At 54.9% G+C, this 25,617-nt stretch carries 25 protein-coding genes; 15 read left to right on the top strand and 10 right to left on the bottom strand.

From position 1 onward, the window contains the following. Positions 1–53: 53 nt before the first annotated feature. The 6 genes from OE750_RS06830 to OE750_RS06805 all read left to right on the top strand — a co-directional run bounded on the left by OE750_RS06830 (position 54) and on the right by OE750_RS06805 (position 6,187). Positions 54–560 (top strand): TRAP transporter small permease, encoded by a 507-nt coding sequence (locus OE750_RS06830; RefSeq protein ID WP_263762836.1) that lies wholly within the window; start codon positions 54–56, stop codon positions 558–560. Continuing rightward, positions 553–1,875, top strand: a complete 1,323-nt coding sequence (locus tag OE750_RS06825; protein ID WP_263762834.1) for a TRAP transporter large permease — start codon at positions 553–555, stop codon at positions 1,873–1,875. The genes OE750_RS06830 and OE750_RS06825 overlap by 8 nt, the downstream gene beginning before the upstream one ends. Before the next feature lie 42 nt (positions 1,876–1,917). Continuing rightward, positions 1,918–2,670: an SDR family NAD(P)-dependent oxidoreductase gene (locus OE750_RS06820; protein WP_263762832.1), complete on the top strand. Its 753-nt coding sequence runs from the start codon at positions 1,918–1,920 to the stop codon at positions 2,668–2,670. A 76-nt stretch (positions 2,671–2,746) separates the two neighbouring features. Next, the gene (locus OE750_RS06815; RefSeq protein ID WP_263762830.1) at positions 2,747–3,250 is read left to right on the top strand and encodes an MgtC/SapB family protein; all 504 of its coding nucleotides are present in this window, start codon (positions 2,747–2,749) and stop codon (positions 3,248–3,250) included. A gap of 280 nt (positions 3,251–3,530) precedes the next feature. Next, entirely contained in the window at positions 3,531–4,766 is a 1,236-nt protein-coding gene (locus tag OE750_RS06810) for a putative DNA modification/repair radical SAM protein (RefSeq protein WP_263762828.1), read from the top strand. After that, complete coding sequence (locus OE750_RS06805) at positions 4,766–6,187, top strand: UdgX family uracil-DNA binding protein (RefSeq protein WP_263762826.1); 1,422 nt, start codon at positions 4,766–4,768, stop codon at positions 6,185–6,187. The genes OE750_RS06810 and OE750_RS06805 overlap by 1 nt, the downstream gene beginning before the upstream one ends. A gap of 158 nt (positions 6,188–6,345) precedes the next feature. Here the strand turns inward: OE750_RS06805 and OE750_RS06800 are convergent, their stop codons facing one another. Then, entirely contained in the window at positions 6,346–6,534 is a 189-nt protein-coding gene (locus tag OE750_RS06800; RefSeq protein WP_263762825.1) for a hypothetical protein, read from the bottom strand. Between the two features lie 281 nt (positions 6,535–6,815). On the opposite strand from OE750_RS06800, the gene OE750_RS06795 reads away from it, so the two are divergent. The 3 genes from OE750_RS06795 to OE750_RS06785 are packed head-to-tail and all read left to right on the top strand — an operon-like array spanning position 6,816 to position 9,961. Then, positions 6,816–7,310: a TRAP transporter small permease subunit gene (locus OE750_RS06795; protein WP_263762823.1), complete on the top strand. Its 495-nt coding sequence runs from the start codon at positions 6,816–6,818 to the stop codon at positions 7,308–7,310. Further along, positions 7,307–8,854 (top strand): TRAP transporter large permease, encoded by a 1,548-nt coding sequence (locus OE750_RS06790; protein WP_263762820.1) that lies wholly within the window; start codon positions 7,307–7,309, stop codon positions 8,852–8,854. Before OE750_RS06795 ends, OE750_RS06790 begins: the two co-directional genes overlap by 4 nt. A 39-nt stretch (positions 8,855–8,893) precedes the next feature. Continuing rightward, positions 8,894–9,961, top strand: a complete 1,068-nt coding sequence (locus OE750_RS06785; RefSeq protein ID WP_263762818.1) for a TRAP transporter substrate-binding protein — start codon at positions 8,894–8,896, stop codon at positions 9,959–9,961. An 81-nt stretch (positions 9,962–10,042) separates the two neighbouring features. On the opposite strand, the gene OE750_RS06780 is transcribed toward OE750_RS06785, so the two are convergent. Genes OE750_RS06780 through OE750_RS06755 form a run of 6 tightly spaced genes read right to left on the bottom strand, consistent with a single transcriptional unit; the run spans position 10,043 to position 14,966 of the window. Then, on the bottom strand, positions 10,043–10,270 hold the full coding sequence (locus OE750_RS06780) for an NnrT protein (RefSeq protein WP_263762816.1): 228 nt from the start codon (positions 10,268–10,270) through the stop codon (positions 10,043–10,045). After that, positions 10,267–10,449, bottom strand: coding sequence for a protein NnrT (locus tag OE750_RS06775; protein ID WP_263762815.1), 183 nt, complete (start codon positions 10,447–10,449; stop codon positions 10,267–10,269). Before OE750_RS06775 ends, OE750_RS06780 begins: the two co-directional genes overlap by 4 nt. A 1-nt stretch (position 10,450) precedes the next feature. Continuing rightward, complete coding sequence (locus tag OE750_RS06770) at positions 10,451–12,346, bottom strand: nitric oxide reductase activation protein NorD (RefSeq protein ID WP_263762812.1); 1,896 nt, start codon at positions 12,344–12,346, stop codon at positions 10,451–10,453. A 5-nt stretch (positions 12,347–12,351) separates the two neighbouring features. Continuing rightward, positions 12,352–13,149 carry a CbbQ/NirQ/NorQ/GpvN family protein gene (locus OE750_RS06765; protein WP_263762810.1) on the bottom strand — a complete coding sequence of 266 codons (798 nt, stop codon included), beginning with the start codon at positions 13,147–13,149 and terminating at the stop codon, positions 12,352–12,354. Between the two features lie 2 nt (positions 13,150–13,151). After that, positions 13,152–14,501 (bottom strand): cbb3-type cytochrome c oxidase subunit I, encoded by a 1,350-nt coding sequence (locus OE750_RS06760; protein ID WP_263762808.1) that lies wholly within the window; start codon positions 14,499–14,501, stop codon positions 13,152–13,154. Positions 14,502–14,513: 12 nt separating this feature from the next. Continuing rightward, entirely contained in the window at positions 14,514–14,966 is a 453-nt protein-coding gene (locus OE750_RS06755; protein WP_263762806.1) for a c-type cytochrome, read from the bottom strand. Positions 14,967–15,092: 126 nt separating this feature from the next. On the opposite strand from OE750_RS06755, the gene OE750_RS06750 reads away from it, so the two are divergent. After that, complete coding sequence (locus OE750_RS06750; protein WP_263762805.1) at positions 15,093–15,302, top strand: DUF1858 domain-containing protein; 210 nt, start codon at positions 15,093–15,095, stop codon at positions 15,300–15,302. Here OE750_RS06750 and OE750_RS06745 read toward each other — a convergent pair whose 3' ends face one another. Continuing rightward, positions 15,303–15,995: a Crp/Fnr family transcriptional regulator gene (locus OE750_RS06745; RefSeq protein ID WP_263762803.1), complete on the bottom strand. Its 693-nt coding sequence runs from the start codon at positions 15,993–15,995 to the stop codon at positions 15,303–15,305. A gap of 367 nt (positions 15,996–16,362) precedes the next feature. Between OE750_RS06745 and hemN the strand changes: the two genes are divergently transcribed. The 5 genes from hemN to OE750_RS06720 all read left to right on the top strand — a co-directional run bounded on the left by hemN (position 16,363) and on the right by OE750_RS06720 (position 23,592). Then, entirely contained in the window at positions 16,363–17,712 is a 1,350-nt protein-coding gene (gene hemN, locus OE750_RS06740) for an oxygen-independent coproporphyrinogen III oxidase (RefSeq protein ID WP_263762801.1), read from the top strand. Then, positions 17,709–18,263, top strand: coding sequence for a cytochrome c oxidase subunit 3 (locus OE750_RS06735; protein WP_263762799.1), 555 nt, complete (start codon positions 17,709–17,711; stop codon positions 18,261–18,263). The genes hemN and OE750_RS06735 overlap by 4 nt, the downstream gene beginning before the upstream one ends. Positions 18,264–18,650: 387 nt before the next feature. Continuing rightward, positions 18,651–19,685 carry a glycosyltransferase family 2 protein gene (locus tag OE750_RS06730; protein ID WP_263762797.1) on the top strand — a complete coding sequence of 345 codons (1,035 nt, stop codon included), beginning with the start codon at positions 18,651–18,653 and terminating at the stop codon, positions 19,683–19,685. Next, positions 19,682–22,021 (top strand): rhamnan synthesis F family protein, encoded by a 2,340-nt coding sequence (locus tag OE750_RS06725; protein ID WP_263762795.1) that lies wholly within the window; start codon positions 19,682–19,684, stop codon positions 22,019–22,021. The genes OE750_RS06730 and OE750_RS06725 overlap by 4 nt, the downstream gene beginning before the upstream one ends. Positions 22,022–22,038: 17 nt before the next feature. Next, entirely contained in the window at positions 22,039–23,592 is a 1,554-nt protein-coding gene (locus OE750_RS06720) for a glycosyltransferase (protein WP_263762793.1), read from the top strand. On the opposite strand, the gene OE750_RS18160 is transcribed toward OE750_RS06720, so the two are convergent. Next, a complete protein-coding gene (locus tag OE750_RS18160) occupies positions 23,564–24,262 on the bottom strand; it encodes an acetyltransferase (protein ID WP_318527983.1) in 699 nt (232 codons plus the stop codon). The genes OE750_RS06720 and OE750_RS18160 overlap by 29 nt on opposite strands. 1 nt (position 24,263) lies before the next feature. Further along, a complete protein-coding gene (locus OE750_RS06705; protein WP_263762791.1) occupies positions 24,264–25,358 on the bottom strand; it encodes a DegT/DnrJ/EryC1/StrS family aminotransferase in 1,095 nt (364 codons plus the stop codon). Positions 25,359–25,617 lie beyond the last annotated feature (259 nt).

The raw sequence follows: 25,617 nt of genomic DNA, 5'->3' as shown, positions 1-25,617 counted from the left end.
CCTTTTTGCAAACAGCTTTCACAGAAAATGCTTGGGCATCCCTGACCGGCAAGATGTTCATGACAAAGGTATCCTCCATGCAAAAACCGATATTTAGAGTTGTTGATCGGCTGGAGGAATATATTTGCAGCATCATCTTTCTTGTGATGACCATTATCGGCTTTGCCAACGTGCTGGTGCGCTACCTTTCAAACTATTCTTTCGCGGCGACACAGGAAATCCTGCTGAACGGTTTTTTGCTGCTAACTGTTTTCGGCGCGGCGATTGCGGCGCGGCGAGGCGAGCATCTGGCCGTGTCGCTGTTCGCGGATATGCTTCCGACTGCGATGCAGCCCTTTGTACGCTGGTTTGCGCTGGTTTTAAGCGTTGCCCTGTTAGCTCTGTCCGCGTGGTACTGCGCTGAAATGGTGGTAAATCAACGCGCCAGCGGTATTGTTTCGCCGGGGCTTCAGGTTCCGTCATGGTATTATTCTCTGGCGCTGCCTCTCGGTTTCCTGATGATCGCGTTGCGCCTCGTGCAAAGCGCGGTTTCCGGCCATAAAGCAGGTGATCATGTTTAACCTCGATACCGGCACCCAGATGCTGATCCTGTTTGCGGTTCTGCTAACAATTCGTGTGCCTGTGGCCTTTTCGCTTGGTCTGTCCTCCCTTTTTGCCATGTGGCAAATGGGCTTCGGGCTTGATCTTGTGGGTGATTTGCTTGCCAGCGGCATTACCAAATTCTCGCTTCTGGCCATTCCGTTTTTCATTCTCGCAGGTATCCTTATGGGAACTGCAGGCATGGCGGACCGGATGATCCGGTTTTTCCGCGTGCTGATGGGCAGCCTTCCGGGCGGCATGGGGCTTGTTGGTGTTGTGGTCAGCCTGTTCTGGGGGGCTGTGTCGGGGTCCGGGCCCGCATCGGTTGCTGCAATCGGACCTATGGTGATCCGCGGTATGGTTGCGGATGGTTACCCCAAGGCTTTTGCCGCGGCGATGGTCTGCACGGGGGCCGCCCTTTCCATTGTCATTCCGCCATCTATTGGTTTGGTCATCTACGGAGTGATTGCCGAGGTCTCCATCGGAGATCTGTTTATTGCTGCAATCCTGCCCGGTGCCGTTATGGGCGCGCTGATGTTGGCGGCCTTGCCTTTTGTCAGCCGTCAGCGGGCCTTGGCGAAATCGTCCAGTCTGACCGAACTTGCCCCGATGCCCTATGGCGAGTTCAGCTTTCCAAAACGTATCTGGCTCAGCTTCAAGGATGCCGTCTGGGGATTGATGACCCCTGTGGTTATTCTGGGTGGAATTTACACAGGGATTTTCACACCGACCGAAGCCGCGATCGTCGCTGTGGTTTACGCTCTGTTCGTCGGGTTCTTTGTTTACCGCAGCCTTACGATCCCGACCCTGTTTAACGCTTTGAGCGATGCCTCTGCCTCGTCTGCTGTTGTTATGCTTGTTGTCACATTCGCCAGCCTTTTCGGGTGGGTTGTTACTGTAGACGATGTTGTCGGGCGCTACTCCGAAGGCTTGCTTGCGCTCAGCTCGTCGGAGTGGATGATCATGCTGGTGATGGCAGTCATTCTGCTCATTGCAGGAATGTTCATGGACGCGGTGACGATCATGTTCATTTCGCTTCCGATCTTTTTGCCAGTGGTCCGTGCGCTTGAGTGGGATCCGATCTGGTTTGGTGTTTTCCTGATGATCAATCTGGCCATCGGGCTGTTTACGCCACCTGTTGGCATCAATCTTTTTGTGGCCGCCAATGTCGCGAAACTTTCGCTTGAACGGATTGCTGCGGCCGCGGTTCCCTTCCTTGCGACCAGCATCATCGGCCTCGCTATTATTGCGCTCTGGCCCGAATTGACGACCTATTTGCTGATATGGATGAAGTAACCTCTTTGCGCGCTGGATTTCGACAGATCAGGAGTGAATGATATGAGCCAGAAAGTAGCACTTGTGACAGGAGCGGCCCGTGGTATCGGGCTGGCAACGACTGCACTGTTCATAGAACAGGGTTGGCTGGTTGCGATGGTTGATCGTGATGCCGACGAGCTGAACCTTGCAGTCAAGCAGTTCAATCAGGCCCGCCCCTATGAGTTTGATGTATCGCGCCCCGACGATGTGGACCAAATGGTAGACGCAGTTCTCGAGGATTTCGGGCGCATTGACGCGGTCGTGAATAACGCCGGCGTCGCCGATTTTCGTCCGTTGGAGAAAACCAGCTATGCCGATTGGCGCAGGATCATGGAAACCAATCTTGACGGGGTTTTTCTGGTGTCACAGGCCACGACGCCCGCGCTCAGGAAAACAAAAGGCGCGTTGGTGAACATCGCATCCATCAGCGGCTTGCGCGGATCGACACTCAGGGTGGCTTACGGCACTTCAAAAGCTGCGGTCATCCATCTGACCAAGCAACAGGCGGCAGAGTTAGGGGAATATGGCATTCGTGCAAACTGCGTGTGTCCGGGGCCCGTGCGCACAAAACTGGCCATGGCCGTCCATACTCCCGAAATCATCGCAGCCTATCACGACACCATTCCGCTGAACCGCTATGGCTCGGAGCAGGAGTTGGCCGAGGTGATTACTTTTTTATGCTCCGATAAAGCCAGCTATGTGACGGGTCAGGTTATCGCGGCGGACGGAGGCTTTGAAAGCACCGGTGTCGGCCTGCCCGCCTTGCGCGGCTGATCGGCCAGCTTCCCGATGGACCAAGGACACATCATACACTACCTTTCGATCTGAACCGTCGGGAGGAGAGGAAACTATGGGGCAGGACATATGGGCCGCAACGGTCAGGGAATTTTCCGACATTCCCGACATTGCCACGATCACACTTATTTTTATCCGCCTGACACTGGCGGCAATCCTTGGGGGTATTCTCGGCTATGAACGGGAGCGCAAGGCGCGAAGCGCAGGCGTGCGAACCCATATGCTTGTCGCAGTTGGGGCGGCACTTTTCGTGATAGGCCCGCTGCAAAGCGGTATGCCGATAGAAGATATGTCACGTGTGTTACAGGGGATCGTGCAGGGGATCGGCTTTCTGGGTGCGGGAGCTATCATTGTGCGCACGGCGCAACATCAGGTGGAAGGGCTGACAACGGCTGCAAACATCTGGGTAACTGCTGCAATCGGCGTGCTCGCGGGCCTTGGGCTGGAGGCAACCGCTGTGCTCTCGGTGGCTATTGTCCTGATCATTCTGGCCGTTGTCCCGTATCTCAGCAAACCGGAAGTGGGAGCGGATCCTGATCAAAACGATTCAAAATCGTAATGCTGAAAGCAACCGAAAGGCCGCGCTTTAGAAAGGCGGCCTTTCCCATTTTCAAACTTAGGCGAACAGTGCCAGAAGGATTATAATCCAAATCGGGACACCTAGCAGCCAGAGCAAAATTGCTTTCATGTCATGTCTCCTTAAGCCCATCGGCCAAAGCGGGTAAATATACGGCTCTCATCACGATGTTGTCCGCCCATAGCCGTGGCCCAATACGCACCGGCCCCTGCGATCAGCATAATTTAGTGACATCGCCAGGGCGAGAACATATAGTGAACGTATGGTGAAACATACTCTTGATCAAAAACTGGCGATTCTAAGTGATGCGGCGAAATACGATGCATCATGCGCCTCGTCCGGATCGACACGGCGCCACTCCCGCGATGGAAAGGGCCTTGGGTCCAACGAAGGTAGCGGCATTTGCCATGCCTACACTCCCGACGGGCGCTGCATCAGCCTGCTGAAAATATTGATGACCAATTTCTGCATCTACGATTGCAGCTATTGCATCAACCGGGTGTCCTCCAACGTGGCGCGTGCGCGTTTCACCGTGGAAGAAGTGGTTAGGCTTACGGTTGAGTTTTACCGCCGCAATTACATTGAAGGTCTGTTTCTGTCATCGGGTGTCATCCGCTCCCCTGATGCAACCATGTCGGACATGGTGCAGATCGCCCGGAAACTGCGGCACGACGAGAACTTTCGCGGCTATATCCACCTGAAAACCATCCCTGATGCTGCACCCGAGCTGATTGCCGAGGCAGGACTTCTGGCTGATCGGCTGTCAATCAATGTGGAGCTGCCAACCGATGCCGCCGTTCAGCAATATGCGCCCGAAAAGAAGCCAGAGCAGATTCGCAAAGCCATGGCCGATGTGCGCTTGCGCAAGGATGCAGGCAGAGACAAGTCGTTCAGCGGCAAGCGGCCGCCACGGTTTGCGCCTGCGGGGCAATCAACGCAGATGATCATCGGCGCCGACGGCTCAAATGACGCAACCGTGTTGGGGCAATCCACGCGGCTTTATTCAAGCTACAAACTGAAGCGTGTTTACTATTCAGCCTTTTCGCCCATTCCGGACAGCTCATCAAAACTGCCGCTCATCCGTCCGCCGTTGCAACGTGAACACCGGCTGTATCAGGCTGATTGGCTGCTACGGTTCTACGACTTTCAACTGGATGAAATCACATCTGTTACGCAGGATGGTAATCTTGATCTGGAGATTGACCCGAAACTCGCCTGGGCCTTGGTTCACCGTGAGATGTTTCCTCTGGATGTGAACCGTGCCAGCCGGGAGATGTTGCTACGTGTGCCGGGGTTTGGTGTGAAAACCGTGAACCGTATTCTGGCGACACGGCGGTATCGCACATTGCGATACGAGGATTTGCTGCGTATCGGCGCGTCGATGAAAAAAGCGCGGGTCTTTATCACTGCGGGCGGATGGTCTCCTCGTGGTTTGATCGACAGTGCCGATCTGAGGGCACGGTTTACGCCGCCCCCCGAGCAGTTGGTTCTGTTGTAATGCACCACGCGAACATCCCGAGTATCGGAGCGGCAAGCGCATGGCGGAAGGACGCGCGCAGGTTTTTGTCAGCGGGCGTGCCGCCAGATCAGATACTATGGGGAGATTACGCATCCAGCCCTGATTTGTTCACCACACAAACCAAGCTTGCTCCTCGCGGGCAAGTCTCTGTTCCGCAAAGCTTCGTAACTTTGGCGCAAACCGTTGTCTGGCATAGCGATCCTGAACGTTTCGCGAGGCTCTATGCGTTTTTGTGGCGGCTGAAAGATGACCCGCATCTGATGTCGGATCGTGGTGATACGGACTTGTCAAGGTTGCGCCAAATGGAGAGAAATGTGCGGCGCTGCCAGCACAAGATGAAGGCATTTGTCCGCTTTCGCGAAATCGGCACATCGCACACTGGCAGGCGCAGCTTTGCCGCGTGGTTTGAACCAACTCACAACACTGTCGAGCCGACCGCCGACTTTTTCGTGCGCAGGTTCAGCGATATGGACTGGCGCATCCTGACACCCGATGTCTCCGCGATATTCGAAAACGGCACGCTGTCTTTTCAGGAAGGGCATTTGAAGCCCGACTTGCCCGAGGATGCAGGAGAGCAGCTTTGGATTACTTATTTCCGTAACATTTTCAATCCGGCGCGCCTTAAGGTCAAAGCGATGCAGTCGGAAATGCCGAAAAAATATTGGGAAAACATGCCAGAGGCCGCTGCGATTCCGGACATGATTGCCGGCGCCCCTGCCCGCGCCCGCAGCATGGCCGAAGCCGCACCAACCCTACCGCCAGCGCGAATGTCACAGGTTCAAGCGCAATTGAGCAACTGTAACTCTGCATGGGACGGCCCCAGAGAGGCGTTGCCCGCCGCTATTTCTGCCTGCACCCGCTGTCCGTTGCATCGCACTGCCACGCAGGCTGTTGCTGGCGAAGGCCCGAGCAATGCGGCACTGATGATTGTCGGAGAACAACCCGGAGACGATGAGGACCTGTGCGGGCATCCTTTTGTCGGCCCTGCCGGGAAAGTGTTTGATGCAATCGCGAGCGAGGTAGGGCTGAACCGGAGCGACGCATATGTCACGAATGCGGTCAAACATTTCAAGTTCACGGCTCGTGGTCGGCGGCGCATTCACCAGCGCCCTGTCAGCTCAGAGATTGATCATTGCCGAGGATGGCTGGATGCGGAAATCGACCAGATCAATCCGAAGCTGATCCTTGCCATGGGGGCCAGTGCCACAGAAAGCCTTACAGGAAGCGGAAAAGATATTCTGTCACGTCGTGGCGGAGTTGAGACAAGCAGGTCAGGCCTGCCAGTGTTGATCACGCTGCACCCTTCATATTTGCTACGCGTTTCAGACCCCAAGGCGAGGCTGCGCAGCCACGCCCTTTTTCGAGAGGACTTGTCAAAAGCTGTCGGTTTTTTAACCTGATCAGTTTTGTGCGACGCAAGACACCCTCGGCCCACTTATCTGCCGATGCGCATGTCATTCTGCAATTTTCACCAAATCCGGCAATCACATAACCAGCGCCCGACGGGGCCGTGCCGTTTGCCATGTCGATCCCGTACTTGAGTTTCCCGCCGAGGTCATCAACGAAAAATCATGCCCGCCTTCAAGCTGCCGGCTTCGAAAATCACACCATCCTTGGGGAGACGGTCACTCCGCGTGCACTTCTCCAACGGGTTTTTATGCGTGAAAATACCATTCTCTGAACTTCCTTCCGAGAACAACATGAAGGGCGCGAGCTTGGTTCCATAATCAATTCGAACCTGTCCCATTCAGCGCCGCGTCGGTTTTTGCCTGCAAGCCTTGCGGCCTTAACCGGACAGGCAAGCAACACAGGCTGCTTGCCGCTTGAAGGCGGTGGCAGACGGGCATCACAAACCCGATGAAACGCAGAAGTCTTTTGTATATCCCAGTTGCTAGAAAGCTTTGAAACCGATAGCATTTCCGGACTTGCGTGCATTGCACGCTTACGGGATAACATTTCCTGATCTTGTCGCGTGTCAAATGCCCCTTGCCGCACCAAGGGTGACACAGAATTGTGTATGGAGGGCAGATGCGAAGCGGCTTTTTATCAGTCTGCCACTGGCTTGACCGGATCACCACATGGATTTGCGCCACCGCTTGTGTGGTGTTGGCCGGTGCCGTTCTGGGCACTGTGATCTTGCGATTTGGGTTTGATACCGGATTTGTCAGGCTGCAAAACCTTGCCGGCTATGCCTTTGCCGTGTCGATGATCCTTTCGCTGCCCTTTTGTTTGCGAAGGGGCGGTCATGTCCGTGTCGAGGTTTTGTCCGAGCGGATGCCCGCAGGGTATGTTCGCGCTGTGGATATGGCTGCTTTGGTGCTGTTTCTGATCCCAGTCTTCGGCCTTATGGTATGGGCCTGGTTACCCGATCTGGCTTACAGCTGGAAAATTCTTGAAGGGGCGATAGAGACCGGTGGATTGGGGGGCGTATTCCTCGTGAAGACCATGCTGCCCTTTGCGGGTGTTCTCATGATCTTGCAGGGCATTGCCGTGCTTCTTGACCCACGGTTGGTGACCCAATGATCGCACATGAATTTTACATTATCGCCATGATTGTGGCCCTCTTTGCCGGTATCCTAAGTGGCATTCCAGCGATGCTGGCGATTGCAGGGGTGCCTTTGGTGATGGCCGTCATTGGCAGCCTGACGGGCGCGTTCGACCTTAGCTTCCTTAACTTCTTCCCGGCACGGGTATACGGCGTGATGTCCAATCCGCTGCTGATGGCCGTGCCGCTGTTTGTCCTGATGGGCGTGCTGCTCGAAAAATCGCGCCTCGCCGAAAGCATGCTGGATGTTCTGGGACGGATGTTGGGGGGGACGGCGCGCGGTATGGCACTCTCGGTTCTGGCCTTTTCGGCCATCATTGCCGCCTCAACAGGAATTGTCGGCGCCACTGTGGTTATGCTGGTGCTGATAGCTTTGCCGACCATGCGCGAGGCAGGCATTCCAAAGAGGTTGTCGGCAGGGATCATCTGTAGCAGCGGCACTTTGGGGCAGATCATTCCACCCTCGATCCTCTTGGTTCTGCTTGGCGATCAGATCGGCAACACCTATCTGGAAGCCCAACAAAAGGCCGGAAATTTTGCCCCTGATCCAGTTTCGGTGGGTGACCTTTTTGCCGGAGCCCTGTTGCCCGGGCTAATGCTGGTGGGGCTATACGGACTCTATATATTTATGCGGCTGCGCCCATCGGCGCGCGACGCTGTTCCGCCTGTCGCCACCAAACCGGTAGACCGTTCGGAAATCCTGTCTAGTTTTGCACCTCCTTTGTTGCTGATCCTGTCGGTGCTCGGATCAATCCTTGGCGGGATCGCCACAACCACCGAGGCCGCAGGACTGGGGGCAATCGGCGCATTGATGCTGGCGGGATACCGCAGCGGCGTATCCGGAAGCGGGCGTGCCCTCGTCCTGTGCTCTGTTGCCGCGGCATTCGCGCTGATGGCACTGCGCCTGTTCAGCGACTCCCGCACCGAAGCGGCCAGCCTGGGTGTGCTGGCAGCAGGGCTTGCAGTGCTGTTTGTGCTCGGGGTGATTGTTGCGGCCTCACGCCTCTGGACCAGCGGCATGTTACAAGAGGCCGTGGGGGATACGCTACGCATCTCGGGCATGGTTTTCGGCATCGTGGTTGCGGCCTCGATGTTGGCCTTGGTCTTTCGCGGGTTTGGCGGCGAAGAGATGGTGATGGAGGCAATGGCAGTTGTACCCGGTGGCACATGGGGCGCGCTGGCGCTGGTCATGATGGTGGTCTTTCTGCTCGGTTTCATCCTTGAGGCGATCGAGATCATCTATATCGTCGTGCCATTGCTTGGCCCGCCGGTGCTGGGCGGTGATATTTCGCCGGTTTGGTTTGGCGTCTTGCTGGCGATGAACCTGCAAACCAGTTTTCTGACGCCGCCTTTCGGCTTTGCCCTGTTCTATTTCCGTTCGACAGCGCCGCGCGATATCACAACGAGCGACATTTATATGGGGGTTGCTCCCTTTGTAGGGCTGCAACTGCTCGGGCTTTGTTTGCTGATTGCCTTTCCGGCGCTTGCCACATGGCTGCCAAGTGTTGTCTTTGGGAGCTAACGCTTTTCAATTTTTCAAACTGGGAGAAGGATATCAACCATGAAACGCAGAACTTTCCTCGCCTCGGGCGTGGGCCTCACGGCTGCCGCTGGCGCGCTTGCCAGCCCCGCCATTGCACAAGGCAAAATCGAATGGAACCTGCCGACAGCATTCCCGAAGAACGCACCGGGCGTAGGCTCCAACGTAGTGAACTTTGCGGAAAAAGTCGCCGCCATGTCCGATGGGCGCCTCAGCTTCAAGGTGTTCGGCGCCGGTGAGTTGGTACCGCCCTTCGCGGTTGAAGACGCGGTGCAACAGGGCAATGCGCCAGTGGGCCACGGGCCAACCTACTACGCCGCGGGCAAAAACCCGGCGCTGCACTGGTTTACCGCCGTGCCCTTCGGCATGACTGCAAGCGAACAGGTCGCATGGCTGAAATACGGTGGCGGACAGGCAATCTGGGATGACATTTATGCAGAGCGCGGTCTGGTGCCGTTTTATTGCGGCAACTCGGGCACACAATCGGGTGGCTGGTTCAAAAAGGAAATCAACAGTGTGGATGACCTAAAAGGTCTCAATATGCGCATTGCCGGTTTAGGCGGCGAAGTGTTCCGTAAAATGGGCGTGAACGCTGTGCTTATGCCTCCGCCCGAAATCTTTCAGGCGCTGCAATCCGGCGCGATTGATGCCGCCGAATGGGTTGGTCCGATGCTGGATCAGGCCTTTGGTCTGCAAAAGGTCACCAAGCTGTGCTATCTGCCCGCCCTGACCGAACCTGGCGCCGGGCTGTCTATTGTCTTCAACAAGGATGCCTGGGCAGAGCTGTCGCCTGACCTGCAAAGCATCTGCGAAAACGCGGCCTACGCCGCCGCTTTGGAAAACCACGCGAATTTTGACTACCACAACGCTCAGGCAATGACTGCTCTGCGCGCCGACGGTGTCGATTTCCGCGCCTTTAGCGATGATATCGTTGCAGCAATGCGGACGGCTTGGCTGGAAGTGCAGGACGAGCTGACAACGGCAAGCGCCGATGTGGCCCGCGTGCGTGAAAGCTATGACGCCTATCTGGCGAACGCACGGGATTACGCAAGCGCTATGACCCTGCCCATGCTGTCCGGGCGCAGCTGAGCCGCCACATTTCGAGTCAGGCCGGATCTCCGGCCTGACCATCATCATTGTCGACCCGCTTCGCACCGTGGTTCAGCATCGTTACGTTTGGGATCTGTCCATCAGGGTGCGAATATGGCGGGCAAAGGCCCATGTCGCCGGCACACCGATAATCGCTCCGAATACTATCGACCAGCCGGTAGAAACCACTGGCAGGCCAACCCATGTGCCGATGAGCGAAGCGAAAAAGACGTTTGTCGCCATGGCCCCCGCTGCGAAGGGGTAAAGCGCCAATGCAATTTTGCGTGTGGGCCAACCCTCCTGCGTCATCGGCGCGCGACCAATCGGGCCATCGCCACCAGAGCGAGAACAAGCGCGATACAGGCAAATGCATACCAAAATTCCGCTGTTGCGGATTGTGCCTGAGGAATCGGGCGATCGAAGGCTTCGGCAAGGGCCGAAACCGGCAGTGCCAGAGTTATGATGCCGAGAATTGAAAAAAGCTTCATGTCAGGTCTCCCGTGTAAGCTGACGGTAAATGTCGGGCAGCGCGCGCGTCAGGCGCGCAGGATTGGGCAGCAAGGAAAATCCGCCCCGCCCGAAGATGCGGGCAAACCAGTCCTGCCCGTCCTCGTCTATGATAACACCATGCAGTGTTTGTCCCGCGCGACGGGCTTCACGCACGGCCATATGGCTGTCTTCGATGCCATGCTGACCTTCGTAATGGTCGAGATCGTTGGGTTTGCCATCGGTCAGAACGATCAACAGTTTGCGGGCCGCTGCCTCATTGGCCAGATGCCCGCTGACATGACGGATAGCAGCGCCAAGACGCGTATAGTGGCTGGGCCGCAGCGCGCCGATGCTCTGTGTGACTTCAGATGACATAGGCGCGTCAAAGCCCTTGCAGCGAGTCACAAGAACACGGTCGCGCTTGAGCGAGGAAAATCCCCAGATGCCAAAGCGGTCGCCCGCTGCATCAATCCCACCTGCCAGGGCGGCAAGTGTGTCGCGTGCCACGTCGATCACCGAGGTTTCGCCCACGGCAGCTTCGGTCGAGCGTGATGTGTCGATCAGGAATGCCACAGCCAGATCGCGTTCGATCTGACGGGTTGCCTGCCAGATGCGGTCGCTGCCCTGTCCGGTTGCTGCAATTTCTGCACGGCTTGCAATCAGCGCATCAAGGTCCAGTTCCGGTCCGTCAATCTGACGCGGGCGCAGGATGCGACGCGGACGCAAGGCCTCGAACTGACGGCGCACCTCGCGGATGCGGTTTTGATCCGGAACGAATACAGCACCGGTCTCTTGCGGAGGGGCTTCCAGAACGCGGCAATGATCCGTCATGTAGCTTCGGCTTTGGTGGTTCCATTCGTTATAGGTGAATTCTGACGCAAGCGCCTCGTGATCGGCATCCGCGGGCGACAGATCAAGATGCAGGCGCAACCGCGTAGCAGCGCGTTTATCTACCTTGGACAGGGTTATATTGTCCTGATCGTCAGCCGCTTTCCGGGCGTTTTCGTCATCATCATCGTCGACCGAGCGGTTCAGGTTCATCGACTCGACCCACGACAGAATTGACTCAAACCGGTGCAGGATAAAGCTGTCCTTGCGGTTTGCCTCGCCCCGGTCTTTGCGCAACCCCAGCTTTCGCTTGGTGGTCGCCGCGGCAGGAGGCGGCGCATCAGTCTCGGCAGCCTCTGCCGCCACACCATCTGCCGTGGGGGCCACGAAACGCAACCAGATCGGCACAGGCTGAAATGGCGCGTATCCCCGCCTCGCTTCCGGTGAAGGCGAGATGTTACAAGTCCCGTTAAGCTGGTTGCGAATGGCGCATTCGATCGCAGCCTCGGCAGCGGGAAGTATTTGGGCGGGGCGCAACGCCACGCATAAATGAGCCATCGCGGTATAGGAGTCTTGCAGGCCCGGGCAGCGTGCGAACGCGGCATCGCTGGCTTGAGCATTCAACGCGATTTGCAGGGTGTCGAACGCATATGAATCAAGCTCGGGCGAAGGCAAAGGGCTCGCCTCAAGATCGACCGAGGCGGCCAGTGCCGTCAGCCAGAAATAAGCGGCGCGGTTCAAAGCCGGATCGTTAAAGCAATCCATGACAGGCGGCAGGCGCAGACTACTTCCGTCAAAACTGGCGATATAGGTTTTGTCCCGCTCTGTCGCCACCCGACGGCGCAAACTGCGACGGTGCTGCACCAACTGGGCAGAGGCCTCGGACAGCTCGACCCCCGACATGCCGCCGAGCGCGCGAAACAAAACGGCGAGGCTGGTGCGCACGTCTCCAAGCGCCACGGCGGCCTCGGGATATCGCACATCAGCCCCCATCCCCTCGGCCATATCATGCCAGAGTTTGCCAACGGTTTCTTCGGGCTCCATGAGATCAAGGGGATGAAGGGCCATGGCGCCTATCCGAATGTTGTGGCGACCAGGTCGCGCAGGGCCAGTTGAATGTCTGCGTCATCGCTCAGCGGCTCGATAATGGCGGCCTCGATCGCATGATCAAAAGACATCCCGCCGTTAATCAGCGTTGCCGCATAAATCAGCAGACGGGTAGAGACACCCTCCTCGAGGTCCATCCCCGACAGCCGGCGGATTGCGCCCCCCAAACGGACCAGACCCGCAGCACGCGATCCGTCGATCCCACTTTCCTGTGCGACCACTTCAGCCTCGATTTGTGCATTCGGGAAATCGAAGCTGATCGACAGAAAGCGCTGACGGGTGGAGGGTTTGAGCCGTTTGAGAATATTCTGATAACCTGGGTTATAAGAGGCAACCAGCATGAAGCTTTCAGGGGCGCGCAGCTCCTCGCCTGTGCGGTCAATCATCAGCGTGCGACGGTTATCTGTCAGCGGATGCAGCACCACGGTCACATCCTTGCGCGCCTCGACGATTTCGTCGAGGTAGCAGATCGCGCCTTCGCGCACCGCACGTGTCAGCGGCCCATCGACCCATTCGGTCTCGCCGCCTTTCAACAGGTAACGGCCGATCAAATCCGCAGCCGACAGATCGTCGTGACAGGCAACGGTATAGAGCTTGCGGCCCGTCTTGGCTGCTATGTGTTCGACAAAACGGGTTTTGCCGCAGCCCGTCGGCCCCTTCAGAAGAAGGGGCAAACGGTTGTTTTGTGCTGTTTCGAACAGCGCGCATTCCTGTCCTGTAGGGAGGTAGTGCGGAACTTTGGGGTGCTGTGTCATATCGTTCATGGTTATTCACCCGGAGCAGGGTTTGCAGAGCCCGGCTCGATGATCTCGCGTTTGCGGACGACCAGCATGGAATAGATGAACAAGAGTGCGCCGATAACCACACAAAGACCCGCACCAAAGCGCATCAGATAGAAGATCGACAGACTGTCTTGCACGTCCATGTAGTAGTCTCCGATAACGCGTTGCATGTGGGTCTGGATGGTGCCCGCAAATGTCAGCACGAAGGTCATGAAGGCCATACCGCCCGTCATCAACCAGAACGAAGCCATGTTGAGCACTTGGTTATATGGCACGCGTTCACGCAAGATCGGGAAAGCGTAGGTGAAGATCGCGAGGTTCAGAGCCACATAAGCGCCGTAGAAGGCAAGGTGGCCATGGGCCGCCGTAATCTGCGTGCCGTGACTGTAGAAGTTGACCCCGTGCAGTGTATGGAGGAAGCCCCAGACGCCCGCGCCGAAGAAAGCCACAGTGCTGGACCCCAATGACCACAAAAGCGCAGCCTTATTGGGGTGGTTGCGGCGACCCTTCCAGACCATGACGAAAGCAAAGGACATCATCAGGAAGAAGGGGATCACCTCGAAGGTCGAGAAGATCGAACCTATCCACTGCCAGTAGCCCGGCAAGCCGATCCAGTAGAAGTGATGTCCTGTGCCGAGAATGCCCGAGAAGAGCGCGGTTGCGACGATGACATAGAGCCATTTCTCGACCACTTCACGGTCCACTCCTGTCAGCTTGAGCAACAGGAACGCAAGGATTGCGGCCATGACCAACTCCCAGGTCGCCTCGACCCAGAGATGAACAACGAACCACCAATACATTTTATCCAGCGAAAGGTTGCTTGGGTTGAAGAAGGCAAAGACCCAGAGCAGGGACAACAGCCAAAGCCCCATCAACAAGACGTTGGTGATTGCAGTTTTCTTGCCTGCAAGCGATGTCATCGAAATGTTGAACAGGAAGATCAGTGCGGCCACAAGGATGCCGAATTTGACCCAGAGCGGTTGTTCCAGAAACTCGCGCCCGCCGTGGATGCCGACAAGGTAAGACCCCACAGCGCCCAACGTGCCAACCAACAGAATGATCAGCTGTAGATAAGCCAGCTTAACCGAATAGATCTCTCGCTCGGCCTCTTCGGGGACGAGAAAATAGGCGGCACCGAAAAAGCCCAGCAGCAGCCAGACGATCAGCGCATTTGTATGGATCATCCGTATGATATTGAACGGTAGAATTTCGGACAGAAAATTGGGCGAGACGTAAATCCACCCGGCGATCAGACCGCCCAGAACCTGAATTCCAAACAGCGCCATTGCTGCAAGAAAATACCAGTAGGCCACTCTTTGTGTTTCATATTTCATGGCGTGTTCTCCTTAACCCGCTTCATTGGGCGGCCAGCCCTGTGTGTCTGTCTGGTCAGCCCAGCGTAAAAACTCGGCCAAAGCGCGGACTTCTTCGTCAGTCAGTTCGAACAGAGGCATTTGTCGGCGCCCCTCGATGCCGCTAGGCTGGCTGGCCATCCAGCCACCCAAAACTTCAGCGGCGGCTTCGGGATCATCCTGAACACCCCAGCGCGTCATCACATTGCCGACTTCAGGTGCGAAATACGCCCCTTCGCCATGCAGTGAATGACAGTTGATGCAGGAATTGCGCTCCCAGATGTGCTTTCCGTGAATGACCTCTTCGCTCAGTGGCATGCCAGCGGTTGAGACGTTCACGATGTATCGATGTGAATGCACGGTCAGCACAATAAATATGGCTACGAAGAACAATGATCCTGCGTAAAAAATATTGCGCGCCCGTGACTTTGTCAGGATTTCGGCCATCCCTCAGCCCTCCATTCAAGTGTTATGAAGGCGGCAATAACAGGCGGCAATGATGCCAAGTTTGTGTTTGCGCAAGGTTCAAAGCGATTTTAGCGCCTAAACAGATGGGGCAGAAAGGAGCTGACCATGACACGACATCGCTTTGACGATCCTGACATGCCCCTCGATGAGCTCATGTCGATCTGGCCGGAGACGATCGCCGTTTTCCTGCACCACCAGATGTTATGTGTCGGCTGTATGGTAAGCCCGTTTCACACTGTTAACGATGCCTGTCACGAGTATGAGTTGGACGAACAGATTTTTCGCGCCGAGTTGCATGACGCCATAGGCACGTGATCAGGTGCCGCCAAGAACGACCAGACGGTGCGGATCACAAACCACGATTTTCTTGCGCTTGCTGTTTACAAGCCCGTCCTTTTCCCAAGCGCTGAGAAGTCGGCTGACGGTGTGAAGCGTTGTCCCTGTCATTTCCGAAACATCCTGCCGCGTGATCGGAAAACTGATCTCGATGCCTGCATCAGTGCGCCGCCCCGACTGGTTGACCAGCCTCAGAAGAGCACGGGCAATACGTTGCTCTACATGTTGTGTCGACATCTCGACAATGCGGTTGTTCATCTCGTTTACGCGTGCGCCCACGGTTTTATATGTCTGGGTGGCAAAGCCCGGATAGTCCGCGATGAAACCGTGCCACAAAGATATTGGCCAAGATAGGAACAAGGATTCCGAAGCCGTCACTGCCGTGGCAGGATAGGTGTCACGACCAAGTGCCGGGGCGATTCCGAACAGTTCTCCGGCGGGGATATGCAACGAAGTGACCTGCTCGCCATCCGGTGTCACTTTAACAACGCGGATCGTTCCGTCGAGCAATAGATAGAACCGTTCCGCCGTTTCACCTTCACCAAAGACAACAGTTTCCGCATCGGCCCTGCGGCTGACAGCCTGGTCCAGAATCGCCCTGATCTGGCCACGCTCCAGCAAGGAGAAGAGTGGCAGTGGTGCGAGCAAGCTTTCGTCCAGTTTTAAAGACACTGCGGGTATTCCTAAGGCTCCAGATAGCCAGTTGATAGTGGGGTTTCACCGAAACTACCAGCGACGAGGTTTGTTTCCTTGCGGTTCGGAAGTTTGATCTTACGCAAAGTCTTTTCGCGGTGAATTACCTAAATCTTCAGCCAACGGATGAATGGTATCAAGAAGAAACAAGAATGTTCCGCCCGCTAATGACAAATACCCCCAATATCGTCGCTCGTGGTGTTGGCGCAATCGCAGGGGCCTTTGAGCTTCGAATGTCGAGCAAATGCGGGCGTGACACAATTGTGTTCGTGTCCTTGCCCACCTTCAAATGCTGCAAGTCATGGCCCCCCGTCAGCGCCGCGCAAAAACAGAAAGCCGCTTCAAAATGACAGACACATTCAAACACTACATGAGCCGCAATGTGCCGCGCTACACCAGCTATCCGACAGCGCCGCATTTCTCCACCTCAATCGACAGCGATAGCTACCGAAACTGGCTGTCGGCTCTCGACGTTGCTACGCCCGTATCACTCTATCTGCATGTCCCCTACTGCCGCGAGCTGTGCTGGTATTGCGGTTGCAACATGAAACTTGCCACGCGCGAAGCACCTGTCGCGCAATATGCCAAAACCCTCGTCAAAGAAATCGGGCTTTTGTCAGAGCACTTACCCGCCCGCATGGATGTCTCGCACCTGCATTGGGGTGGCGGCACGCCGACAGCACTTGTGCCCGACGATCTGGAGCGCGCGATGGATACAGTGCGGGCTCATTTCAATGTCACACCCGAGGCAGAACTGGCGATTGAAAGTGACCCGCGCACTTTGACGGCCGAAATGATCCAGCGGATTGGCCGTCTGGGCTTCAATCGGGCCAGCTTCGGTGTGCAGGAGTTTGATCCGAAGGTTCAGAAAGCAATCAACCGCATTCAGCCGCCCGACATGGTTGAGAGGTCCGTCAACGGATTGCGCGGTGCGGGCGTAAGCAACATAAACTTTGACCTGATTTATGGCCTGCCCCACCAAACGGTCGAAACATTGCTTGAGACAATTAAAATATGTGCAGAAATGCGCCCCGATCGCATTGCCCTTTTCGGGTATGCGCATGTGCCATGGATGGCCAAGAAACAAAGATTGATCGACGAGGCCGCCCTGCCCGGCGCTGATGCTCGTCTTGCACAGGCAAATGCCGCCGCACAGGCGCTTGAGGCAGTGGGTTATGTGCCTATCGGGCTCGACCATTTCGCCTTGCCCTCGGATAGTATGACCAAAGCAGCCAAAGCCGGAAATTTGCGGCGCAATTTTCAGGGATATACAACCGATCCGGCCGAGACCATGCTCGGAGTCGGCACAACATCAATCGGGCGCACCCCGTCGGGCTATGTGCAGAACATCTCGGAAACCGGTGCGTGGACACGCGCCATTGAGGCAGGCGAGTTGCCCGTGGGCAAAGGCGTTGCATTCAGCCGCGACGACAAGCTGCGCAGCCATGTGATTGAGCAGCTTATGTGTGTTGGCACGGTCGACCTGATCGAGGCGGGCCGCAAATACGCAGCACAGGACGGATGGTATTTCGACCATTCAGACGACATGCGCCGCCTGCAATCCGACGGGCTGGTCTCCTACCGGAACGGCCAGCTTACGGTATCGGAAAAAGGCGCGCCGCTTATCCGTGTCATTGCTTCTGTCTTTGATGCTTACCTGCAACAGGGCACAACCCGACATGCGGTCGCTGTGTGACTTCGGGTTCCGAAAATATATTCGACGAACTCCCCGGCGAGTTGTTGATCTGGGTGCTGATCGTCAGCGAAATACTTGTCTTCGGGGTCGGGTTGATCGTGTTCCTTTCAGTCCGCTTGACCGACCCTGAAGGGTTTGCCGAGGCCCAGAATATGCTGGACCGAACGGGAGCAGGCATAAACACGGTCATCCTTATCACCAGCGGCTATCTGGCGGCACTCGCTTGCCATTGGACGCGGCCAGCCGAGCGTGCCAGACGGCGGCTGGCACTGGTCGGGGCGGCTGTGTTGGGGAGTGTTTTCCTATGGATCAAAGGCTCCGAATTTCTGGCAAAATCCGCCAGCGGTATTGTTTGGGACACCCACCCGTTTTTCAACTTCTATTACATGTTGACAGGCTTTCACGCGGCACATGTTATCGCGGGTGTCTTGCTGTTGCTCGTGGTCGCCTGGCGAGACCACGAAGGCACGACCGCAGACGCAGTTGCTTTCTGGCACATGGTTGATTTGGTCTGGGTGCTGCTGTTTCCAGTCATATATCTGCTGCAATGACAAACAAGGCACTTCATACCGCATGGGTTTCCCTAATCGGACTTAGCATCGCATCGACGCTATTGTCGCTTCCGGAAACCGGCAGCCATTGGCCTACAGCCTCAGGTCTCGTTGTTCTGCTGCTGGCATGGCAAAAAGCGCGGATTATCCTCGCCCGATACCTTGGCCTTTCGGCTGCGCCGGCGTGGCAGCACGGATTCAACCTGGCACTTGGCGCATTATTTTTGATACTCTCAGGGCTGTTTTTTGCGCCCCTTTTAGGCTGACTTGTAAACCTCGGACAAGTCACGCGCAGCTTGAATGCGAGCAGAGCGGAACCATGCAGTTGCTATGACTGGCAGGTGTATCTAACCTCGAGTTCGAGGCAATAATTTTGGGCGCTGAACCATGAAGCTACTTTCGATAACATGCTTACGGAACGAAGGCCCGTTTCTATTGGAATGGATCGCATACCATAGGCTGATTGGCGTTACTGATTTTCTTATTTTCAGCAACGATTGCGATGACGGAAGTGATCTGCTTTTGTCAAAATTGGAAAGTCACGGAATCGTCAGACATATCGATCACAAAGTGCAGAGTGGCGAGAGCGTGCAGTGGCAAGCTATCAAAAGGGTTTCCAAGGAACGACTGACAGATCAATATGATTGGGTCATGTTTACGGATATTGATGAGTATCCGGTAATTCATGTTGGTGAACACCGGTTTGCAGATGTACTTTCAGCGATACCGGAGGAGAGCGATGCTCTTGTAATGCCGTGGCGATTGTTCGGCGCAAATGGATGCAATGCATTCGTGGATTTGCCAGTCACTGGGCAATTCATGAGATCGGCACCTCCAAATCTGTATCACCCGATTGCTGGACGCTTTTTCAAGACAATTTTCCGCCCTCACAAGTTTCGGAAATGTGGAATTCACAGACCAAAGCGAAGGCAAGAACAAAAGTTGCCAGTTTGGATTGATGGAGCCGGCAACAGGCTACCAGATCGATTTTCCGAGCGTGATAATCAGATTGCTCTGCCGGAAATGAACGTAGGACGTCAACTCATTGAGTTGAATCATTACTCGCTAAGATCTGTTGAGAGTTTCCTTGTAAAAACTTCTAGGGGCCTCGCAAACAGTCGTATAAAACTGATCGATCTGAACTATTGGATTGAACGTAACTTTAACACGGTGGAAAATTCTGCGATTTCTGTTTGGGATGAAGCACTTGCCTCAGAGATATCGCACTTGAAAAGACTGCCCGGAATCGAGGTTCTTCACGAGAAGGCCTGCGCTTGGCATCAAGAAAAGTTTTCCGAAATCATTCGAACGCATGAGGGTTATCGACTGTATTGTGACTGTCTACACGCCCAAAACTCTGCTGCTCTGCCGCTCAATCTTGCGATGAAGCTTTATGCTGCTTTCAGTGATCTTAAAGAATGACCAAACAATCCCTCTCATTGAGTCTGCATATTGGCCTCAACGCAAGCCGATCACGAGCTGAGGGTTGGGGTGAATTTGCCTATGCCAAAGCCCTGATCCGAGCGCTGGAAGGACAGGGGCACAATGCCGAGCTGTTCTACCGCACCGAAAGCCCAAGGCTTACCGGCGTAAACGATGTCGTTCTTCGTATTGTTGGTCCGCATTTGGACGAACCGGTCCCAAATGTTCCAAATATGCTTTGGATGATCAGCCCTCCGAACTTCACACCTCTGGCCCGTTTACGACGATTTCAATCTGTATATTTTGCTTCGCAGTTGCTGGTCAGCACATATCGAGATCTAGGCGTTAATGCGTTCTATCTGCCTCAGGCGACCGACACCGATCTGTTCAAGGTTGATGCAGCCGAAGGTGGGACGTCGTCACATGAAATTGTTTTTGTTGGCAACCGAGCGTCTAGAGCGCCCAGGACGAATATCTTGAGGGCAATTGCTCAAGGCGTAGACATCCACGTTTGGGGTGCAGGGTGGGATGATGTCTTGCCGTCAGGCCACTTTCAAGGCGAACGCCTTTCAAGCCCTGAACTGGCACAAGTCTATGCGGGCGCGCGCATTGTCTTGAATAGTCACATGCCTACGATGGCCCAACTCGGTTTCATGAGCAATCGAAGCTTTGACGCTATGGCCTGTGGAGCAAGGGTTGTGTCCGATATTGTTGAGGGGTTTAACGATCCGTCACTTCACGGCCTTATTCAGGTGGATTTCAGGAGGATTTCAAGTGAATTGAACCATTTGGAAACCAAGGAACGGTCTTTGGCTGATCGCCATGCCATCGCAAGACCAGTAAGGGAAGCATACGGTTTTGATGCACGTGCTCGAACACTTGCTGACGCTGCGATACAGCATCTTTTAGCAGACAATTTTGCCGAGCCAATATTGGCCAGGAGTATCCCGAAACAGGCGAACGAGATTGGCACCCAATGTTCCAACCAGAACATTACCCTGCATGATCTTGATTGTTCCGATGGCACTGATGCTGAGCAATGGCGAAAGGTCATCGCTTCAAAAGGAAACACGCAGAGCCTAAGTGTAACGTTACAATTAGGGGATGCGACTTCTACACCCGATAAAATGGCCGTTAAGGCGGCAATGATTAGATCTGCTCGTGCAATTCTGCGGATAGGCCAGATTGTTTCAAATAAAAGTAATTTCACCCAACTCAAGGTGACGCCCCCCCAGTCTGAAGCGTGTAAAGGTCTCGTGCATGCATTAATGCCCGATCACCGCAAAGCTCAATCGTTCGCTATGGCCGAGAACTTTAGCGACATTGCTGAACCGATGATTTTGCTTTGCGAGAAAGCCAGGCGGGTTATTGAAGCTGCGGCGGTGGAAACACATCCTCTGGCATTCAGCGCCGAGAAGTCCAACGAGGCTCAGCATCTCATTAGGGCAAACGAGAACCGCCCCCTTTTTCCCCACAGCCCAGAAGGCTTTTCACGCGATCATCAAAAACGACATCTTGCGCTTTGGCCGAAGAGAAACCCTACTTCGACCAAGCGTCCATTGGGTGTATTCCTTCATCTCTTCTATCCAGAACTGGCACCGTTGTTTCGCGAAAAGCTTTCACGAAGCTTGGAGAACCAGACTCGCGTCTATATTTCGACAGACACCTCGCAAAAGGCCGCGATCATATCGACTTATTTCCCCGAAGCCGTTGTAACCGTATTTCCGAACCGCGGGAGAGACATTTATCCTAAGCTTTTCGGATTTTCGCAGGCTTATGAAAATCATGATATCATTCTTCACCTTCACGGGAAAAAATCCAGCCACTCGGATAAGCTCGATGAGTGGCTAGATCACAGTCTCGCATGTTTGCTGCCGGACCAAGACAACGTGCAGCGAATTTTGTCGCTCTTTGAGGCCTTACCTAACCTGGGGATGGTCGCACCAGTAACTTATAAGAGAATCCTTGATGCGGCACATTGGGGAGATAATTTAGCGCTTGCGACGGAGCTTATGGAACGGATGAACTTAAAAACCGGGCTCCCAGATGATTTAAATCTGATTTTCCCTGCCGGTTCGATGTTCTGGGCGCGGACCAAAGCATTGCGCCCACTGCTCGATTTAAAGCTAGAGGCCAGCCACTTTCCACCCGAGGAAGGGCAGGTTGATGGAACCATTGCCCATGCTATCGAGAGACTGTTCGGTGTCGTTTGTAACTCCACCGGTCATCAAATTATCCGCGTTGCGCCCGAGTCTAGCGGACTATACCGGCGCTACCGTTTGACAGCAAAAAGTAATCGCGAGGTTCGGGAGGCGCTTTCACATGGTGAATTGTAGTTAGGTGGTCTTCGCGCATGGATGAAAAATTCTATAGGCAGCAATTGTCTGGTCCAGTGGCCGATCCGATGGAACATTACCGGTGCACCGGCGATCGGCTTGGCTTGAATCCGACACCCTATTTCGACACGAAATATTATAAATCGCAGTATCCCGACTGGGCATCGCGGGGTTCGCCGACCGCTTTTGATGATTACTTGGCGCACGAAAAGCAAGGGCATTGGCGGAGTCCGCATCCGCTAATGTCTCCCACGGAATATCTGAGACGGTATCCTGATGTCGCGGAGGCCGGGATTTCTCCGATGAGCCATTTTATAAATCATGGTGATGCCGAGAAACGTTCGCCTTCGTCTGGGTTCAACGCAGAGTTTTACAACCGTTGTTATATGACACTAGGATCGAGCCACCCTTTTCGCCATTACGTCACCAAGGGACGGGCGAACGGTTATCTACCTTGCCCCGAGCCCAAGGATAGAAAAGTTTCGCGCGAAGCGATGGAGCAAGCGGTGGCAGGAATGGCGCGACCTGTTCTGCTGGTCTCGCATGATGCGCAGGCAGCAGGGGTTCCTATTCTCACACTGGATATCGCGCGCGCTTTAACTGCACGGAACTGGGAACCAATGTTTTTCCTTCGAAATGCAGGTCCGCTTCTGCCTGAATTTAAGCAACTTGGGCCAACCTTTATACTTGAGGAGGGCTGGGACGAAGCAGGATTGGTATCGGCATTGCCACTGGATACTCCCGCATTGCTCAATACATCTGTCGTCGCGTCGCTGGCCACCACCTTGGCGACAACTGGGTTGCGCTGTCTTGTCCTAATACACGAAATGGCGGACTTCGTGAGGGAACATGGGCTACTATCGGATCTGCACGAAGCCCAAAGTGCGGGCGCTAAGCTGGTCGCTTCCATGCCCCGCATGGCGAAGACATTGGCTCTTGAATTTCACGACGTCGAACAAATTCGACCTGGGATCGTGTTGCCCCAAACATCGTTGGACGCGTTTAGGCAGGTGCGGCTAAGGGTGTGTGAGGATAGAGAGAGGCCAGTGTTCATCGGGGCAGGACACGCCGATAGGCGCAAAGGGTTCGATCTTTTCTTACAGGCTGCATTCGCAATTAAGCGCACAGCAACTGACGCACGTTTTGTTTGGTTGGGCGCGCTCGACTCTTGGGCGCAAGGGCTGGCGGACGAAGCGCTAGCTGAGGGGCTCGATATTCAGCTACCGGGGTTTGTTTCAAATAGCCTTGCATGGTATCGGGCTGCAGATGTGTATTTACTGACCTCGCGGCAGGACCCGGGGCCCGCGACCGCTATTCACGCGGCTGCGGTCGGAACACCATTCGTTGGCTATAAGGCGGATATTGGCTTGATCGGATTTACCGATGGAGTCGGAAGCTTTGTGCCAAAAGGTGACAAAGAGGCATTCGTGAACGTAGCACTTGCAAAGGCTTTCTCGAATACGCCCGCGTCCCGGCGCAACATACGCAAGAAAGTTCAAAAGGGAGCAAGTTTCCCCCGTTATGTCGACGAGTTGCTCAGTCTCATTGCTGGGTGTCCAGCCAACGGCTGAACTTCTTCCAGCGTTCTACCGACATAGCAGGGTTTCCGACCATGCGCGCGCCGGGTCCGACATCTCGAGTGATGACCGCACCTGTGCCAATCACGGCCCCGTCTCCAATCCGCAATGGCTTGTCTCTTGTACCATTTCCTATAACCGCATTTGGGGCGATATTAACGTTTCGCCCGATCACGACGTGACCAAGCACAGATGAGTTGACATTGAGTGTGCTAAAATCGCCTATCTCGACATCGTGTGCCACTAACGTGGAAAGAACCTGCACTCCTTTTCCGATCCGGATGTTTGGCCCTAGACGGACATAGGGGCCGACAACACAACCCGGGCCAAAATGCACGGCCGGGTCAACCCAATATTGTTTGGGGCAGGTCGCTGTCGCGATAACTGCACCCTCTTCTGCGAGACGCGCAGCAGCAGCTTCTCGGGTGGTGCCACTGCCCGGGGTCAATAAGACCGGAAGGTCGGGATAGTCGCGCAGCCGCTGTTCTGACGATATCACTGGAATGCCCATGACCGGATGGGTGAAGCCGTTTTCGATATCATCAATAAGAACGCGGACTTTGACATTTCCACGCCAGTATTCTTCCATTCCCTTTATGATAAGCATGCTGTGGCCGCGTGCGCCGAAAACTGCGATTTCGCCTAATTGGTCGGTCGATATCATCTCAACCCCTTCTTCTGTTGTCCACCGCTTCCGCGATAATGGTTGCGATCTGCGTGGCATCTGTTTGCGTGATCCGGCCGTGAAACGGTAGGCAAATGATTTCTGATCCTACGCAGGGCGCAACAGGCGATCTGCCATTGGCCGTTACCACGGGCGAGTCAGGCCAAAATGTGTCTGGACCACATAACAAAGGAAAGTGATCCCGGGCAAATATACGTTCTTGCAGCAAGGCATGATAAGATTTCTCTCTCAGTGCAGATGGCATGCGTAGGGCATAGAACCCCAAGCTTTCGCTGGCCCCTGGTCGGGTGCCGTGAATTTCTATTCCCGAGATTTCTCTAAACAATCCATTATAGGTTTTGCGTAGTGCGCGTCGCGCGGCAAGTTCGGCTGGTAAATCAGGCAGCAGGGACAAACCCATCGCGGCATTCAATTCCGACATTTTGCCATTTAGGCCTTTGCCAACAGCTCGGCCAGCTTTAATGCCGAAATTTCGCATCTGTCGTACATTCGCAGCCTGATTGCGTGAGGTCGTGATATATCCACCTTCACCGGTGTGCAGGATTTTCGTCGCGTGGAGTGAGAATGCCGAGGCATCTCCAAAGCTCCCGATAGGTCGGTCGTCAAAGGTTACACCAAACGCATGGGCCGCATCATAAACAAGCCAGAGATCATGTTGCTGCGCCACTTCAGAGATCGCATGCACATCACATGGAACGCCGAGAAAATGCACTGGTAGTATGGCAGCTGTTCGTGCAGTGATAGCTGCCCTAACGGCCAGCGGGCAAAGAGTCAGTGTCACTGGATCTACGTCAGCGAAGACAGGTTTCAAGCCGCACCAGTAAATGGCCTGAGACGTCGCAGCAAACGTTAATGGCGTGGTGATAACCTCGGCTCCCTGTGGCAAATCACCAAGGCCAAGCGCCAACATCAGAGCCATTGTCCCCGATGAAACAAGGGATGCCACGCGATTTTTGTCCTCTTTCGCTGACAGCGCCTTCTCGAGCTTCAAGTGCAGAGCGCCACCATTTGTTAACCATCCCACTTTCAGCGCTTCTGCTGTTAGAGCCGCTAATCGATCCGGATCAGGAAGCATTGGTGCCCCGAAAACGACCTTTCGCGAACTATCTATCATCACTTAACGGTCCTTCCACTGGAGCCGAGACTGGGCGCTTCCGAGGTTAAAACTCAAATTATATAGCCACTTTTTCTGTTTTTTTACAATATGTTGATTGATTTCAAGCGCAGGTAATTGGACGTAGTATATCCCGAGTAACCGGTAACACCTTTAATAAAGTCTGATTTAGTGGATGTCATTTAGAACCGACTTTATGGCTTAATCGATCCGGGAGCCA

Origin of the sequence: Lentibacter sp. XHP0401 (genome assembly GCF_025751535.1) — a bacterium.
Classification (GTDB): domain Bacteria; phylum Pseudomonadota; class Alphaproteobacteria; order Rhodobacterales; family Rhodobacteraceae; genus Lentibacter.
The sequence above is the reverse complement of the archived record's forward strand: the minus strand, read 5'-3'. Positions and strand labels throughout refer to the sequence as shown.